Here is a 16,097-nt window from a genome sequence, read left to right on the forward strand (position 1 = left end):
ATGAAGTACGATTTAAAGAAGGAAAATATTTTCAAGGCAACGCGTAAACCGGCGGCTTTATTACGGCCAAGTGTGAAAGTATTAAGCTTGATAGGTCAAGGCGACCCAAACCAACCAGGATTTGCTGTTGATGTAAAGGCCTTGTATGCTGCCGCTTACGCCGTAAAAATGAAATATAAACAGAGTAAACATGGTAATGAGTATGATGATTATGTTGTCCCCCCACTACAAGGTTATTGGAGTATTTCAAAACAGGCACAGCAAAAAAGTCAATGGAGTAAAAGTGATTTAATCTATCGACTAGAACTTCAAGTTCCTGATTTTGTTTCAGATACTTTCATCAATGATCAATTAGATGATGTAAAAGAAAATAAAAGTGATATTCCCCGCTTAAATGATGTGAAATTGCATGTAGTGGATTCGGTACCAGTGGTACATGTTATGCATGTGGGTTCATATGATGATGAGCACACATCATTTCAAATAATACAAGATTATTTAGATCTAAATGATTTGATTAGAACTAGTAAGAATCATCGAGAAATTTATTTAAGTGATGCTCGAAGGACAGCACCAGATAAATTAAAAACCATTCTAGAAGTAGCTGTTCAAAAGAAAGTATAAAATGAAAGATTTAATAAATTTTATAGATGAAATTAGATTGGCTGCTATGTTTATATTTTAAAGGAGTAGGTCATGCCTAAAAAAATGCTAGTTTTAATTGATTTTCAAAATGATTTCATTAACGGTTCTCTGGGGACTCCAGAAGCACAAAGTATTATTCCCGCGGTTTTACAAAAATTGAGTGAATATTCTGAAAATGAACGCGTAGCCACCATGGATACGCATGATCAAAATTACTTATTAACGCAGGAAGGGCTGAAACTTCCAATCATACATACGCAATTTGAAACGAAGGGATGGGAAATATATTCTGATGCTCAAGTGGGGTTTAAACACATTATTTATAAAAACACTTTCGGTTCGGTGGAATTGGCTCAATTATTAATAGATGAACGGGTAGATGAAGTTGAATTAATTGGGTTAGATTCTGATATTTGTGTTATTTCAAATGCAGCATTAATTAGAAGCATGGCACCTGAAGTTAAAATTATAGTCAGTGCGCAAGCAACTGCAGGAACGACCCCGGAAAATCACATAAATGCTCTGGAAGTGTTGAAAACTTTGCAAATAGAAGTCACCGATTAATGTCACAAAAGTTACATTTTTAGATTGATAAATTAATTGAGCATTTCATCTGTATTTTATATAATTAGAATGTAAAATTTAATTTAGGAGAAAATAACATGGATTTTAATGATATTAAGGAAAAAGCACAAGATGTTATGAAAGATGTTGATATGAAGGACGTGCAAGAACAAGCAGGGCAATTCATGGAAGACAACAAAGAAAACCTTGAGGGCGCTGTTGATAAGGTTAAGGGGCTCTTTGGAAAGAATTAAGTATTAAAAAAACACATATCATAATTTGATTTGTGTTTTTTGTTTCCATTAAAATTGAATTATAAGGCGATCTAAATGTGCTTTTATTAAAAATAAATAATAATATCTACTTCAAAATGAATGTGCCTTCATTTTAAATGCATTTCTGTTATTCTATAAATAATGAAATATAACTTATTGTAAATCAAAGGAGGCGATAATATGTTTAATTTATATGCAAACCGTATGCGCGCATTATTGGGTACTACCGCTTTAGTTGCAGGCTTATTCATAGCTCCAGTTTTTGTTAATGCTGCACCTCTAGGTTCAGCGAGTGGGTCAACTACGTTAAGCTTAACTAGTGATCCAACTGCAATTACCTTGGATAGCGTTCCTAGTTTCGATTGGGGAAGCCTAACAACCAAGGAGGCTGTTTCTGAGCATGGAACACCGGGAGCGCCTGCGCTTCAAGTTACAGATAGTCGCGGAACTGACACCGGGTATCAAGTTACAGCTAAGGCATCAGACATGAAAGCAGGGGCAGTCAACTTACCGATTGTTTCGATGACTTTAGATACTGTCGTTAACGATGCCTCCTTAACTAGAGCAACTAATGCGGATATTAAATCAGGTGAGGCATTAGTCTTGTCTGGAAATGCTAACACTAACGGAACTAAGCAAACGCAAAGTACCAATGGAAAAATTAAAATTATGAATAATGCTAAAGTTGGAACATATACTGGAACTATTGTATATATCATTCAGGATGGAGCATTAAGATAAAATACTTTTTAGGTGAAGACCTGCTTCACATCTAATTAGATCAAATCAAAGCAGGCCGAAGGGCCTGCTTTTTACATAGGTAGGTACTAAATTATGGATATGAAAAAATATTATTTGCGATTGTGACATTTTTAGTAATCGGTGGCGCTGGTGAAATTTCAGTCCATGCGAACGACGATAATCCACAGGCTGAATTTACCATAGATGGTCAATCAAATGAATTTCAAACCAATAAAGCTTCAAATTATGATTTAAAGATGCAGCCGGGTGATGAAACGACTTTAAATTTGACAATTCAAACTCTTTCAGATGAAAAGGCAGCATATCGAATCGCGGTTAATCCGGTTCAAACTTCTGATAATGTTATTATTGAATACGGGAAACGTGGTAACTCAAAGGGTGTGGGTGCTGATCCAAACATTCAAATTCGCCAAATTACTGAACTCAGTGATACTAAAGTTAGCGTCCCAGGGCATCAAAATAAAGCTTTTTCAGTCAAAATTAAAATGCCTCAAAAAAATATAACGGTATAGTTGCGGGTGGGATTCGTGTTGAAAAAATAACCGAAAATAGTAAAAAAGGAATTACTAATAAATTTACCTTCGTCAAAGGACTAGTTATTCAACAAAATGATCAGGTTGTTAAGCCCGACTTAGTGGTTAAATCAATCAAAGCCGGTCAATATCAATACTTGCCTGGTATCATTGTGAAAATGAGTAATCCAACAAACATTAATATAACGGAGTTAGAAATTGACACAAAGATTGTGAATGATAAAACAGACAAGGTGTTAAGTAAGAAAAAAATCGATCAAGGTTCGGTTGCTCCAAATTCTCAATTTAATTATGTAATTCGTCATGATGGTAAAATTCCGGCAGGTAAGTATCCTTTTAAAGAAATAGCAAAGGATAAATATGGAAACCGGTGGTATTGGTATCAGGATTTTGAAGTTAAGGAAGCAATAAAAAAACAAAATGATTTTAATATTAAAGCCTATAATCCTTGGCTTATAATTCTACTTGGGATAATTATTCTAATACTAATTATGGCGCTTATATGGCTATATATTTTGCTAAAGCGAAAGAAGGAGCAGGAAGATGCGAAATAATTTCAGAATAATTTTGATTATTTTAGGGGTATGTTTTGGAACAACTCTTTTGGATAATCATAAAATTGAAGCAAGTATTACTAACAATAATAATGTTTATCATATTACAACCGTAACAGATTTAGTTAACTTAATTGGGGCGGGGGATGCCGGCGGCTATTGGAGTCTTACCAATCCAGCACCTAGTTCTTTATCAATATCAGTTGATAAAGATATTACAATTTCAAATATGAGTAATTTAGTTAATAGTAAAATTACTAACTTAGATATTAATTTTAATAATCATATTTATTATGTAAAAAATAGACTTAATTCAGTCTTTGTTATGTCGCAGTTACAACCAAATCGAAATGTTACGTTGCATAATATTCAATCTTCGAGCGCCTATACTAATGCAACCGACGGAGCTGCTACTGTACCGGACCCTACGAATGAATCAGGCACAACCAGCGGTTATTTATTATCATATTATTCATTGTTTCGAGGAGATTGGGCGGGGGTACCCATTAGTTGTCCTGGTAGTCTGACGTATGATAATGTCAGTATTAATTATCCAAATTTGTCAGATGCGGGAACTCAAATGTTCTCAGCTTATTATGTTCCATTACGGTTTACCGGGCAAAATAATTTTAATATTAAAGGGGTAACAGGCCAAGAGTTTGCTGAGATTTCGGATCTCACCGTAGTGAATGGTAAAACCGTTATGACGTGGGGTAGCGGTGGTGGTTTAGATGGTATGTTTAGTATTTCTTACTCGGGGCGAAATACTTCAAATACCACAGTGAATCGCGATGCAACTTGGGAAGTTAATAATAATGCCAAAAAAATATGTTTTTTATGGCCGTGGTTCAATCACGATAACAGTTAATATTACAAATAATGGAACCATGAATTGGAATAATTTGGGGTATTTAAGTACTGATGGTTCGGCAGCTAATAATGCAGTGTGGGGAGGATCGATCTTACCAACTACCACCAATATTAATTTCGGATCTGATGCTACAACGAACTTTATTTCAAATATTTCAGCATTGAATCCGCAAGCGATGAGTAAACTCACTTTGACAGCACAAAGTGGCAGCCAAACAATAATAAAAACTAATAATACGACTACGAACGTGAATCAACGCTTGATTAATGGTACAGCTGTTAGTGGATCAAAAATTAATCTAAATGCAGTAAAGTTGTTTTCGATGCAAGCCCAAAAACTACCACCGATTAAATCAAATATATTGACATTTGATTTGAGGGCTACTGCTCCATTAACGATTAAGGTATTTCAGAATAATATATTAAATAGTTTATTTGTTGCTGAACTTGGAAGTATCGCTGGTGATTGGCAAACAAATGATCAATTGAATCCCAAAATTAGTGGTAACACGCATCAAAGTGTATTACAGAATGCAACCAGAGTCGATATTCAACCTGGTGAAATTATAAATACTAATCAAGTTAAGGCATCTAGTTGGATCTATCAACTTGCGGACAGTATTTTCCCAAATGATAAAAGTAAAGTTTGGTTACCACGAAATGGTGCATCGGATAATCAACAAACATTTTCAGTTTTTGATTCCAGAAAACAGCAAAATAACTTTACACTTCAAGCATCAGTAACTGGTGATTTAGATCATCAGTATGGATTTAAAAAGAATGGCAGTACTTCGCCAATTATTTTAGGCGCCAGTTCACAGAATATTTTGCAAGGCAGTGATTTTAATGTAGGTGTTAACGGTGATCCTAATACAGCAGGAACATTAACTTATAACACAGATGCATCACACGGTCTATTAGTCCAGAGTTCAAAAAGTGATAAAGCTGGAGTATTTAACGGAACGGTAACATATACCGTAATTGATGGTGGTCTGAAGTAACAAAGATGAAAGCAATCATTTGATTGCTTTTTTTTAACAATTTATAAATTAATCAACGTTAAATTAGTCATATTAATTAAATTCATTAAAGAAACAATTTCATTTAAATGATATTAAAAAATATAATTTTATTAATATATTTATTAAAAGTAATGGTCCGAATTTATAATTTTTATATTGTAATAATTTTTAGGTAAAAAGAAAAGAATAAGATAAATTTTAAGAAATAAATACTAAATATAGCACAAACGAAGGTCACAAAAAGTAAAATAGGAGTGACAAAACGCCTTGTAATCGAAAGCGCTTTCAACTTATAGTGGAAGAGTATTAAAATATTAAGCAGTAAACTTTAAGGAGTATACTATGTCTGATAAAATGAAACAGCGTTTTGCCTATGCCTTTGGTGCATTTGGACATGATGCATATTATGTAACACTATCAACTTATTTTATGATTTTTGTAACTAGTACCCTATTTACCGGTGCAGACAAGGCGACTGAAGCTAAATATATTGGTTTAGTAACTTCGTTAGTAGTTGGAATTCGTCTGGTAGAAATTATTTTTGACCCTATTATTGGAAGTATAATTGATAATACAAAGACAAAATACGGTAAATTTAAACCGTGGTTAGTGATTGGTGGATTGGTTTCCGCAGTTGCATTGGTAATTATTTATACTAATTTTTTCGGATTGGCGGTTAGTCAACCTTCGCTATATTTAGGTCTATTTGCGGTCGTTTTCATAATTTTGGATAGTTTTTATTCATTCAAAGACATTGCCTTTTGGTCTATGATCCCGGCACTTTCAAATGACACTGCTGAACGAGGAACCTTGGCAACATTTGCGCGTTTTGGTTCTTCTCTAGGTGCGAACGGTACCACCGCATTAGTCGTACCTATCGTGGCTTTTTTTACCTCTATGTTTGGTGGCAAAGGTAATGAAAGCGCAGCTGGTTGGTTCTGGTTTGCAATTGTAATTGCAGTTATTTCCGGTGGTTCAGCAATCATTACAGCAAAGTTTTCAAAAGAAAACAATACAATTTTACGACGACAAGAGCAAAATGAAAAATACAGTATTATTGATGTCTTTAAGGCAATTTTCATGAATGATCAATTAATGTGGTTAGCTATTTCATATATGTTTTATGCTATTGCTAACGTTGCAACAACTGGTGTTTTGATGTTTTACTTTAAGTTTGTGATTGGTCAAATTTCTGAATTTGCTTTGGTAGGAGTCGTTTCAATGATTACTGGAATCATTGCTGTACCACTTTTCCCAGTCTTGACCCGTTTAATTACACGGCGCTATGTATTTATTATCGGAATTATCATGATGTTGTTAGGCTATGCATCATTTATTATTGCTGGTAATAATATTGGAATTGTAACGTTAGGTTTGATATTATTTTATTTCCCACAACAACTAATTTTTTTGTCAGTATTGATGACAATTACGGACTCGGTCGAATATGGACAATGGAAGAATGGAGTTCGAAAAGAAGCGGTAACACTTTCTTTACGACCATTACTCGATAAGTTAGCAGGGGCCTTTTCAAATGCGATTGTGGGGTTCGTAGCCATTGCAGCGGGAATGACTGGAAGTGCGACTGCTAAGGATATTACCGCTAGTGGGATTCATACTTACCATCTGTATGCTTTTGTGATTCCTGGCATTTTGATGTTGGTTTCCATGATTATCTTTGTATGGAAGATTAAATTAACAGAAAAGCGACATGCTGAAATTGTGATTGAATTAGAAAATCGTTATCGACAACAAGAAAATAAATAAATAAATATTTTAAATAACTGAGGTGAATATGATGAAAAGAATTAAGGATTTAAATACAACTTTTGCCGAAAAATTTGGACCAAAAACGACCCAACAATTCTTTGCACCAGGGCGTATTAATCTTATTGGTGAACATACTGATTATAATGGAGGGCATGTTTTCCCCGCTTCGATTACTTATGGGACATATGGAGTTGCAGCGAAACGAAATGATGCAAAAATATTTTTATATTCTATGAACTTCTCTACTGAAGGGGTCATTCAAGTTGATATGGATCATTTAGAGTATAATCCTAATCATGGTTGGGCCAATTATGTTAAGGGAATGATCAAAAAATTACAGGAACAAGGTTATTATTTTGAGAATGGATTTGATCTTTTAGTGCAGGGAAACATTCCGAACGGAGCGGGATTATCTTCATCTGCTTCCTTAGAACTCTTGGTTGGAGTCATGTTAGCTGACTTATATCAATTAGAAGTCAATCGATTAGATTTAGTTGAAACGGGTCAAAAAGTTGAAAATGAATACTTTGGGTTACATACTGGAATTATGGACCAATTTGCGATTGGTTTTGGAAAAGCAGACGAAGCGATACTATTGGATGTTAATACAATGAAGTATGAGATGGTTCACGTTGAGCTTGGTGAATACGCAATTGTCATTATGAATACCAATAAGCGACGTGAATTAAGTGATTCTAAATATAATGAACGTCGATCTGAATGTGAAGAAGCTTTGCATCGCCTGCAAAACGGTGGTGTCGAAATTGATTCACTGGGACAGTTAAGTAACTCAGAATTCGATAAGTATCAAGATTTAATTGGTGATGAAATTTTAATTAAACGAGCTCGACATGCTGTTTATGAAAATCAAAGAACGATTGATGCCAAACGTGAATTATCAGCAGGTAATTTAGCAGCCTTTGGAAAGTTGCTAGATGCATCACATGCTTCATTACGTGATGACTACGAAGTAACCGGCTTAGAGTTAGATACATTAGTATCATCAGCACAAGGTCAACAAGGTGTTTTAGGTGCTCGGATGACGGGAGCTGGCTTTGGTGGATGTGCGATTGCCCTAGTTAAGGAATCAGCAATTACTAATTTTGAAAATAATGTTTATGATGATTATTTAAAAATTGTTGGATATACACCTGAATTTTATGTTGCGCATATTGGGGATGGGGCAATAAAATTGACATATTAAATTACGATGGGGAGAGAAGTATAAAATGAGCATTGGTCAAGCGGTATATGACTTAACGACAGTGGCAATTAAAAATGGACGCATTGAGAACGAAGATCGGATTTATCATCAAAATCAATTATTGCGTTTGGTAGGAGTTACAGATCTAGGTATTTTTAAAGTACAAGATGCCCCCGATGATCTGGCTGAAAGTATATTAACTTTATTAGATGCCGCTAAAGAAAATGGGATGATTAATTCCCATGTTAACGTAGATATGATGGAAGCCCTTATCATGGATACAATTACACCCCTCCCGAGTCAAATTAACCATAAGTTTTGGGACTATTATCAGCAGGCGCCTAGTGCCGCAACTGACTATTTTTATCATTTATCGCAACAAAATAATTATATAAAAATGCGCGCCATTGCTAAAAATATTCATTATTTTGCGCAGAGTCCGTATGGCGAATTGGAAATTACAATTAATTTATCTAAACCTGAAAAAAAACCTCAAGATATTGCAGCTGCTGTAAAAAAACCACACGATAATTATCCTGAATGTCCACTTTGTATCGAGAATGAAGGTTATTTTGGTAGTTTAAATCAAGCCGGACGGAGTAATCATCGGATTATTAATTTAGAATTGGCAGACGAAAAATGGGGTTTTCAATACTCACCATATGCATATTTTAATGAACATGCGATTGTATTAAACGATGTCCACCAACCAATGGTTGTCAATGAAGATAGTTTTAAAAGATTGGCTAATTTTGTGGAACTTTTCCCTGAATATATGATTGGATCTAATGCAGATTTACCAATCGTGGGGGCTCTATTTTAACGCACGATCATTATCAAACTGGAAAGCATGATTTTCCGATGGCAAAAGCTCACTTACGAAAAAAAATTAAGTTAAATGCTTTTCCCACGGTTCAAGCAGGAATTGTGAAATGGCCGATGAGTGTGATTCGATTAAATTCGCAGGATAAAGAAAGTTTGATTGCAGCTGCAGAGATGATTCGTCTTAAGTGGAATCAATACGATAATTCTGCCTTGATGATACAGGCGATTGATAAACAAGGAGTTCGCCATCATACAATTACACCAATTATGCGAAGAAATGGAGCAGCATTTGAACTGGATTTAGTACTTAGAGATAATAATACTAGTGAAAGTTATCCTGATGGAATTTTTCATCCGCATCCAGATGTTCAACATATTAAGCAGGAAAATATTGGCTTGATCGAAGTCATGGGGTTAGCCATTTTACCACCGCGTTTAGTGAATGAACTAGCAGAAGTGAAAGCCTTTTTATTGAATCAACCAAACCAGATAAAGACGATTCATCAAGAATGGGCTCAAGAATTAAAGCGACATCATTTTGCGGATGTAGATAAATATTTGCAACAAGCTGTTGCAGATGTCTTTACTAGAGTTTTAGCTGATGCAGGGGTCTTTAAAAATGATATCTCAGGCTTTGATGGCTTTGATGATTTTATTTCAACTTTTGACAAAAAATAAAATAAAAAAACGATGACCTCTATAAATGAGGTGATCGTTTTTTATTGATTATGTTGTCTGACGAACAGGCTTGGCTGCATTAAGTAAATCTTTTATATGTTGATTATTTAAATTCGTAGTACGTTTTTCTTGACGATTTTTCCGATATTGACTAGGACTCTCACCAACCATTTTATTAAAAGAACGACTAAAAACAGAAACGTTATTAAATCCCACAATTTCTGAAATTTTATCAATGGATAAATCTTGCATTTGAAGAAATTCACTCGCTTTATTAATTCGGACACCAATCAACCAGGCTTTTGGCGATAGGCCAAAGTTGTTTGTAAAAACTCGAGTTAAGTAAGAACGGTTAATATTTAATGCTTCAGCTACATCATTAACATTAATTCCTGTTTCAAAAAATTCATCCATATATTCACGGGCTTTACGTGCTAGGTTGGATCCCTTGAATTTATTTTTGGAATCTTTTTGTGATGGATATTCTTGAGTAATCTCAATTAAAAATTCATGGACTAGATGATTTAATTTAAGTTCACTTTGGGGCGAAGCATCTGATAAATTTAAAGTTTTTTGGATGATATTCAGATATTTATTTTGATTTATGGAGTTGAAGACATGGTGACCGTTTTTAAATGGTGAAAAATGTTCAATGATTTGCTGAGCTTGGTTACCATTAAAAGAGATCCAAGCATAGGTCCAAGGTTTTTTAATATCAGACTGATAAAAGCACGATTCACCAGGTCTAATTAAAAAGACGTCCCCCGCTTGTAAATGAAATTGTTCATTCTCAGTAAAAAAAATCCCTTGCCCGCTCAAGACAAAATGAATAATATAATCTCGACGTTTAGCTGGGCCAAAAGTATGAAATGGTAAAGTTTGACTAATGCCACTAAAAAGATAGTAGACACTAGCATCAAAGGTGTGATTATTTACAACGTTAAAAATTGATTTTTCCATTAGTGGGCGGCCTTTCGGAAATAATAATTAATTTCATTATAGCATGCTAGAAGGTGGTCTAAAAAAACTCAAAAAGAGTAATTATTAAATATGTTTTTTGATTTAACTTGTGCTTTAAAAATAAGTGTCATATAATTGGTATATACCATTGATAAATGAAAGGGTCGGGATAAACGAATGAATATTATTAGAGTAAAAGATCAAATTGAAGGTGGGCAAGTTGGTGCTCAAGTATTTCAAGATGCATTAAATAATCAGGCGCATGTTTTTGGGTTGGCAACTGGATCAACTCCGATTTCGATCTATGACACGATTGTTAAAAGTGATATGGATTTTTCAGATAAAATTTCAATTAATTTGGATGAATATAAGGGGATTTCGGGCGAGCATGAACAAAGTTACCGTTACTTTATGCAGAAACATTTGTTCGATGTTAAGCCATTTGCAACTAGCTATGTTCCCAATGGTTTAAATCCCGATGGAATGAGTGAGTCTGGGCGTTATGATAAGATTCTAGAACAATATCCCCGTGATTTACAAATTTTAGGTTTGGGGCAGAACGGTCATATTGGGTTTAATGAACCCGGTACCTCATTTCAGTCAACAACACATGAAGTGGATTTAACGGAATCAACGATTGAAGCGAACGCCCGCTTCTTTTCGGATAAGAATGATGTACCTCGTCAAGCTTATTCAATGGGAATTAAGTCAATTATGGGAGCTAAGCAAATCTTAATGGCAGCGTATGGCGAAAACAAAGCCGCTGCGGTTAAAGCGATGATTGAGGGGCCGGTGACAGAAGACGTGCCAGCTTCAATTTTACAAAAGCATGATAATGTCATTGTGATTTTGGATGCAGGGTCTGCTAGTCAATTAACAAATGATGTAAATTAATTTATAAGTATTATATTAATAAAAATGGCCAGCTTTAACTTTATGCTAGTCATTTTTATTTTTTTGATGACGTTATTTAATTTTTAAAGAACATATAATGTTCAATCTTTTTAGAAGCGAGTTAATTTTTAGGGATATAAGGTATAATTAAAGTACCAATTAATGAGAAAGTGGTAAACAAAATGCGATATAAAATGTTAATTTCTGATCTGGACGAAACGTTACTAAATGATAATGGGACGATAAATGAAAAAAATATTAAAGCTATTAAAGAAGCAGTTCAAATGGGCTTTAAATTTGTCCCCAATACCGGTCGGTCTTTTAATTCAGTTCAAGGAATCTTGACAGAGTTAGGCTTAAAAAACAAGGCTGATCAATATGTTATTTCATATAATGGCGGGGCAATCATTGAAAACTTGAATAATGAGGTTTTAATTGCACGCGCCATGGATTTGAATTTAGCTAATTTAATTTTTAAAGCGGGACTTCAGAGTGATGAATTGACGGATGTGCATGTCTATACACTTGATAAGTTATTTATTTTTAATATTTCCGAAGCGGATCGGTTATATATGAATGAACGTGGTGTTCCTTTTGAATTATTAGAAACACCTGACTTAACATTTCTAGTGGACGAGAAACCACTGATGAAGATTATTTTTGAGAATTCTAATCGAAATATTCGTGAAAAAATTATGACCGACGTATTACGTGAGGTAGGTGTTGATCAAGTAGAGGCAACATATTCATCTGGACGCTATGTTGAATTCAATCCAGCTGGCGTAGATAAGGGCTCAGCGGGAAATGTTTTGGGTGCAAAATTAGGAATCAAACCTGAAGAAATTATCTCAGCAGGTGATAATTCGAATGATATTGCAATGATTAAATCAGCAGGAGTGGGTGTAGCAGTACAAAATGCAATCGCTCCCGTTAAAGATGTAGCTCAAGTTGTGACTGACCGAACTAATAATGAGGGAGCAATCGCAGAAATTTTAGAAAAATTTGTTTTGGGGGATGACTAAAAAATGCAAAAAACAGGATCATTTTTAATGGGATTGACCATTTTAGTTGTCTTTTTAATTTGGGGAAATGTATCCTCTAAAATGGGCTTATCAACGTTGCTCACTATGACAGGTTATTTCATTTTATTAATTATAACGACATTAAGTATGACTGCGCTTACGGTCTATACTCAAAAGAACAAAAATAATGAGGATAAGCATCGTGACTCAAAATAAACAAACATGGAAATTAACGGGATTGGGAATAATTTTCATTTTATTTGGATTAGTGTGTGATATTATCATTCAAAATTTTGGCATATTGACACTACACTTATCAGCTAAATTTTTAAATCTAAATGAAAATACATGGGCTCCTATTCTGCTAATGTTGATGATGATAGGTGGATTACTCTATATAACATTGACATATATGAAAAAATTCATTCAATTAGTGGCACCGGATAATAAAATGGAACCATTTAAACGAAAAGAAACGGGTTGGATTTTTAAGGGCTATGGATTAATTATTTTAGCGGGGATGTTAGTCACTGTTATTAAAATGATCACGGTCGGTCATAATGTTGAGCCGGCTAACCAGTTAGCATTGGTTCAAATGACTAAATTAGGAATAGCATATAAAATATATTTAATTTGCTTATCAGTAATCTTAGCTCCTCTATTGGAAGAAGCAATTTTTAGGGGGGTATTGATGAATTATTTCTTTAAGAACTTATCTTGGTGGATAAATGTTCTACTTTCGGGAATCGCATTTGGATTATTCCACGTTATTGCACAACCATTTCAATTGATGGCGTTAATTCAATATTCATTAACTGGGGTTGTTCTAGCCATTGTGTATAAAAAAACGCAAAGACTACAGTATTCAATGGCTGCTCATTGTCTTAATAACTCGATAGCAATATTAATTTTATTAACTTGATAAAGATTAATTTTAGAGGTAGATGGGGGATTATATTATGGAAAAAGAATACTTGTATACAACTTTCGGTACTAAAGAGGTTCTGCAAACCATTCAACAACAACATCCTGACCGTCCGATCTATTTAACTTTTGACCGAGATGATCATGAGCGTTTTCAATTGATTGAGTATTCAAAAAATGCTAATAGTCCGTTTAATTCTGGTATAAAGTATGAGATATTATTATCACAGAAAAAAATCATCGATTTAAGAGGAATGATGGCTTGGAGTTATCTAACGTTAAATGATGAAGAACGTGAGTATTTTATTCTGCGTACTAAAGCTTGGATGGATGGATTAAATAGTTTGAATGGATTGATAAATATTTGTTTGGTTCAAGTGGCATCTGGATTTGATTATGCAATTTTGATGACCTGGAAAACAGAGAAAGATTTTCAAAAATTTCAGCCAAAACGAGATGATTTTTTTAAATCTTTTCAGTACAATTCTGGGGTGCATTTGCGATCAAAAGAATTTCAATTTGCTAAATTAATAAACTAACATTTAATAGGTCATTATGTCAGGAATTTTGAAAAAAATTTCTGACTTTTTATTTAAAAACATTTAAAATACCGTTAATTTAGGATAAATGCATAGACTTAAGTTAATTAACTGTAAAATAAAAAAGATTCACTAAAAATCTTCTGTGGTAAATAAAATAAGTGGAATTTTAGCTGAATAATATTGTTATAAATATATATTAATTTTGATGTTTAATAAGGAAACTAGCACCCAATATTAATGTTTAAAACATGGGATAGACATCATTATAAAATACAGATAAATAATATTTTAATTTCAAAAAGATGGGAAGTTCAGCAATGGAAGCGTTTGCAATGGTTAATTTATTATGTTAGGCTATATATACTACTTAATGCATGAGTAATTCACTACATATAGAAGGAGGAGCATAATTATGGCTTTAGACGACAAATTAGACGGAATGAAGGATCAGGCAACAGGTAAGGTTAAAGAGGTATCTGGTAAAGTATCCGGTGATACTAAGACTGAAGTTGAAGGTAAGGCAGAAGGTTTAGTGGGAAAAGCTAAAGGTGCTTTCGGAGATGCCAAAGATGCAGCTGCGGATATGGTAGATGATGTAAAAGAAAAATTTAATAAGTGATTTTTAGAATAGGGGGGGCTTTTATGAGTTTACTTTGGACTTTAATAATTGGTGCAATTATTGGTACAATTGGTGGTGCTATCACTAAAACTTCAATGGGCTGGATAGCTAATATCATTGCTGGATTAGTCGGTTCTTGGCTTGGTGAGACATTATTAGGGTCATGGGGACCGCATTTGGCTGGAATGGCATTAGTACCATCGATTATTGGGGCAGTTATCGTGGTAGTAATAGTATCATGGTTCTTTGGACGGAATAAAAACTAATTATTCGAAGGAATAGCCAGAAATGGTTGTTCCTTTTTTTGAAAGAATAGAGACGCAGATTTTAAAGAACGAATAGTAAAATTATATTTAGAAGGCCATCGATCGATGGCCTCTTTATCTCGTGAATATGGTGTAACGACTTGGTCTATTTCGAAATGGGTTAAATCAATTGAACCCATCAAGTTATCAAACGGGAAACAAACTAATCTGACTGAAATTAAAGACCTAATTAAAGAAAATAAAAGATTAAAAGAGGAAAATGAAATTTTAAAATTAGCGGCGGGATTACTCGAAAAGAGATAAAACTTAAAAATGGGTTAGTGCTTATAGAAAAGTTATGTCAACGAGGATACCGCTTAACAATGATTTTAAATAAATTAAGAATTCCACGACAAACTTATTATAATTGGATAAATCATCATCCTTCACGACGTGAACAAGATGATCAACGTATTGGTAAAATAATGCTAAATATATGGCGTGATAATTATAAAGTCTATGGACGTCCATGTTTACAAATGGCCTTACGGTCATTTGTGATTAGAATTGGTACGTCTCGTATAATTCGTTTAATGCATCAATTTAATATTCGTTCTCTTATGTGTCGCCGATTTAAAAAAACTGGAACGCATGTTGATTATGATCAGCGACCAAATTTAATAAAAAATTGTGATAAAAAAGTTTCAATCTGGAGAACTTATATTACTTATATAGAGGAATATCCAGGTCATTGGGTTTATTTAAGTAGTATTTATAGTGAAAGTAACCACAAAATTATTGCCTATAAAGTAGCAAATCAGATGACTAGTAATTTAGTAACAGATACATTGAAAATGGCATTATCACATCATAAAAGGCCGCAATTTATTCATTCTGATATGGGAAGTCAATATACCAGTAACCAATTTGAACAATTACTCAAAAAAGTTAAAATACAACACTCGTATTCTCTCAAAGGTCATCCTTATGACAATGGACCAATTGAGGCCTTTCATTCAATTTTCAAACGTGAGTTTGTTTACCTAACTAAAGGCTCCTATGTCAATAATTCGGACATAAAAATACGAATAAATTTTGAAAAACGTTTTAATTATTTAACGTACTGGTAAAGTATGTGATTTATCTAAAAAAGTGCATCCTTTAATGTTTCCATGCCATTCTAAACAAC

General features: G+C 33.9%; 19 protein-coding genes and 1 pseudogene. 19 read left to right on the plus strand and 1 reads right to left on the minus strand.

Going from position 1 to position 16,097, the window contains the following annotated elements:
- The 11 genes and pseudogenes from G7084_RS03685 (at position 1) to galT (ending at position 9,702) form a co-directional block, all read left to right on the plus strand.
- Positions 1-624: a GyrI-like domain-containing protein gene (locus G7084_RS03685; protein ID WP_166010155.1), complete on the plus strand. Its 624-nt coding sequence runs from the start codon at positions 1-3 to the stop codon at positions 622-624.
- A gap of 72 nt (positions 625-696) precedes the next feature.
- The gene (locus G7084_RS03690) at positions 697-1,209 is read left to right on the plus strand and encodes a cysteine hydrolase family protein (RefSeq protein WP_166010157.1); all 513 of its coding nucleotides are present in this window, start codon (positions 697-699) and stop codon (positions 1,207-1,209) included.
- A 98-nt stretch (positions 1,210-1,307) separates the two neighbouring features.
- On the plus strand, positions 1,308-1,463 hold the full coding sequence (locus tag G7084_RS03695; protein ID WP_166010159.1) for a hypothetical protein: 156 nt from the start codon (positions 1,308-1,310) through the stop codon (positions 1,461-1,463).
- A 201-nt stretch (positions 1,464-1,664) separates the two neighbouring features.
- A complete protein-coding gene (locus tag G7084_RS03700; protein ID WP_166010161.1) occupies positions 1,665-2,225 on the plus strand; it encodes a WxL domain-containing protein in 561 nt (186 codons plus the stop codon).
- A 122-nt stretch (positions 2,226-2,347) separates the two neighbouring features.
- On the plus strand, positions 2,348-2,758 hold the full coding sequence (locus tag G7084_RS08225) for a WxL protein peptidoglycan domain-containing protein (RefSeq protein WP_246163870.1): 411 nt from the start codon (positions 2,348-2,350) through the stop codon (positions 2,756-2,758).
- 86 nt (positions 2,759-2,844) lie between these two features.
- On the plus strand, positions 2,845-3,333 hold the full coding sequence (locus G7084_RS08230; protein WP_246163894.1) for a WxL protein host-binding domain-containing protein: 489 nt from the start codon (positions 2,845-2,847) through the stop codon (positions 3,331-3,333).
- The gene (locus G7084_RS08235) at positions 3,323-4,201 is read left to right on the plus strand and encodes a hypothetical protein (protein WP_246163872.1); all 879 of its coding nucleotides are present in this window, start codon (positions 3,323-3,325) and stop codon (positions 4,199-4,201) included. The genes G7084_RS08230 and G7084_RS08235 overlap by 11 nt, the downstream gene beginning before the upstream one ends.
- Complete coding sequence (locus G7084_RS08240; protein ID WP_246163874.1) at positions 4,149-5,204, plus strand: hypothetical protein; 1,056 nt, start codon at positions 4,149-4,151, stop codon at positions 5,202-5,204. The genes G7084_RS08235 and G7084_RS08240 overlap by 53 nt, the downstream gene beginning before the upstream one ends.
- A gap of 363 nt (positions 5,205-5,567) precedes the next feature.
- Positions 5,568-6,992: a glycoside-pentoside-hexuronide (GPH):cation symporter gene (locus G7084_RS03715; RefSeq protein WP_166010163.1), complete on the plus strand. Its 1,425-nt coding sequence runs from the start codon at positions 5,568-5,570 to the stop codon at positions 6,990-6,992.
- Between the two features lie 31 nt (positions 6,993-7,023).
- Positions 7,024-8,199: a galactokinase gene (locus G7084_RS03720; RefSeq protein ID WP_166010165.1), complete on the plus strand. Its 1,176-nt coding sequence runs from the start codon at positions 7,024-7,026 to the stop codon at positions 8,197-8,199.
- A 25-nt stretch (positions 8,200-8,224) separates the two neighbouring features.
- Positions 8,225-9,702, plus strand: a pseudogene (galT, locus tag G7084_RS03725) (UDP-glucose--hexose-1-phosphate uridylyltransferase).
- 48 nt (positions 9,703-9,750) lie between these two features.
- On the opposite strand, the gene G7084_RS03730 reads toward galT, so the two are convergent.
- Positions 9,751-10,662: an AraC family transcriptional regulator gene (locus G7084_RS03730; RefSeq protein WP_166010167.1), complete on the minus strand. Its 912-nt coding sequence runs from the start codon at positions 10,660-10,662 to the stop codon at positions 9,751-9,753.
- 177 nt (positions 10,663-10,839) lie between these two features.
- Here G7084_RS03730 and G7084_RS03735 point away from each other — a divergent pair, with 177 nt between their 5' ends.
- The 8 genes from G7084_RS03735 (at position 10,840) to G7084_RS03770 (ending at position 16,038) form a co-directional block, all read left to right on the plus strand.
- On the plus strand, positions 10,840-11,556 hold the full coding sequence (locus G7084_RS03735) for a glucosamine-6-phosphate deaminase (RefSeq protein WP_166010169.1): 717 nt from the start codon (positions 10,840-10,842) through the stop codon (positions 11,554-11,556).
- A 182-nt stretch (positions 11,557-11,738) separates the two neighbouring features.
- The gene (locus G7084_RS03740) at positions 11,739-12,578 is read left to right on the plus strand and encodes a Cof-type HAD-IIB family hydrolase (protein WP_166010171.1); all 840 of its coding nucleotides are present in this window, start codon (positions 11,739-11,741) and stop codon (positions 12,576-12,578) included.
- Between the two features lie 3 nt (positions 12,579-12,581).
- The gene (locus G7084_RS03745; RefSeq protein ID WP_166010173.1) at positions 12,582-12,794 is read left to right on the plus strand and encodes a hypothetical protein; all 213 of its coding nucleotides are present in this window, start codon (positions 12,582-12,584) and stop codon (positions 12,792-12,794) included.
- 196 nt (positions 12,795-12,990) lie between these two features.
- Positions 12,991-13,500, plus strand: coding sequence for a CPBP family intramembrane glutamic endopeptidase (locus G7084_RS03750; protein ID WP_246163875.1), 510 nt, complete (start codon positions 12,991-12,993; stop codon positions 13,498-13,500).
- 37 nt (positions 13,501-13,537) lie between these two features.
- Entirely contained in the window at positions 13,538-14,041 is a 504-nt protein-coding gene (locus G7084_RS03755; protein ID WP_166010177.1) for a hypothetical protein, read from the plus strand.
- Positions 14,042-14,456: 415 nt separating this feature from the next.
- On the plus strand, positions 14,457-14,663 hold the full coding sequence (locus G7084_RS03760; protein WP_166010179.1) for a CsbD family protein: 207 nt from the start codon (positions 14,457-14,459) through the stop codon (positions 14,661-14,663).
- A 23-nt stretch (positions 14,664-14,686) separates the two neighbouring features.
- Positions 14,687-14,929, plus strand: a complete 243-nt coding sequence (locus G7084_RS03765; RefSeq protein WP_166010181.1) for a GlsB/YeaQ/YmgE family stress response membrane protein — start codon at positions 14,687-14,689, stop codon at positions 14,927-14,929.
- A gap of 72 nt (positions 14,930-15,001) precedes the next feature.
- A protein-coding gene (locus G7084_RS03770; RefSeq protein WP_166011691.1) for an IS3 family transposase occupies positions 15,002-16,038 on the plus strand; the annotation gives its coding sequence in 2 pieces (ribosomal slippage) (positions 15,002-15,203 and positions 15,203-16,038; 1,038 coding nt in all).
- Positions 16,039-16,097 lie beyond the last annotated feature (59 nt).

Origin of the sequence: Weissella coleopterorum, assembly GCF_011304355.1 — a bacterium.
GTDB lineage: Bacteria > Bacillota > Bacilli > Lactobacillales > Lactobacillaceae > Weissella > Weissella coleopterorum.

Excerpts from the sequence above, each read along its gene's own strand:
- G7084_RS03750 (WP_246163875.1), top strand. The coding sequence starts at position 12,991 with ATGAAAAAATTCATTCAATTAGTGGCACCGGATAATAAAATGGAACCA.
- G7084_RS08240 (WP_246163874.1), top strand. The coding sequence starts at position 4,149 with ATGCCAAAAAAATATGTTTTTTATGGCCGTGGTTCAATCACGATAACA.
- G7084_RS03715 (WP_166010163.1), top strand. The coding sequence starts at position 5,568 with ATGTCTGATAAAATGAAACAGCGTTTTGCCTATGCCTTTGGTGCATTT.
- G7084_RS03760 (WP_166010179.1), top strand. The coding sequence starts at position 14,457 with ATGGCTTTAGACGACAAATTAGACGGAATGAAGGATCAGGCAACAGGT.
- G7084_RS03690 (WP_166010157.1), top strand. The coding sequence starts at position 697 with ATGCCTAAAAAAATGCTAGTTTTAATTGATTTTCAAAATGATTTCATT.
- G7084_RS03685 (WP_166010155.1), top strand. The coding sequence starts at position 1 with ATGAAGTACGATTTAAAGAAGGAAAATATTTTCAAGGCAACGCGTAAA.
- G7084_RS03730 (WP_166010167.1), bottom strand. The coding sequence starts at position 10,662 with ATGGAAAAATCAATTTTTAACGTTGTAAATAATCACACCTTTGATGCT.
- G7084_RS03720 (WP_166010165.1), top strand. The coding sequence starts at position 7,024 with ATGAAAAGAATTAAGGATTTAAATACAACTTTTGCCGAAAAATTTGGA.
- G7084_RS08235 (WP_246163872.1), top strand. The coding sequence starts at position 3,323 with ATGCGAAATAATTTCAGAATAATTTTGATTATTTTAGGGGTATGTTTT.
- G7084_RS03735 (WP_166010169.1), top strand. The coding sequence starts at position 10,840 with ATGAATATTATTAGAGTAAAAGATCAAATTGAAGGTGGGCAAGTTGGT.
- G7084_RS03755 (WP_166010177.1), top strand. The coding sequence starts at position 13,538 with ATGGAAAAAGAATACTTGTATACAACTTTCGGTACTAAAGAGGTTCTG.
- G7084_RS03745 (WP_166010173.1), top strand. The coding sequence starts at position 12,582 with ATGCAAAAAACAGGATCATTTTTAATGGGATTGACCATTTTAGTTGTC.
- G7084_RS03740 (WP_166010171.1), top strand. The coding sequence starts at position 11,739 with ATGCGATATAAAATGTTAATTTCTGATCTGGACGAAACGTTACTAAAT.
- G7084_RS03695 (WP_166010159.1), top strand. The coding sequence starts at position 1,308 with ATGGATTTTAATGATATTAAGGAAAAAGCACAAGATGTTATGAAAGAT.
- G7084_RS03765 (WP_166010181.1), top strand. The coding sequence starts at position 14,687 with ATGAGTTTACTTTGGACTTTAATAATTGGTGCAATTATTGGTACAATT.
- G7084_RS03700 (WP_166010161.1), top strand. The coding sequence starts at position 1,665 with ATGTTTAATTTATATGCAAACCGTATGCGCGCATTATTGGGTACTACC.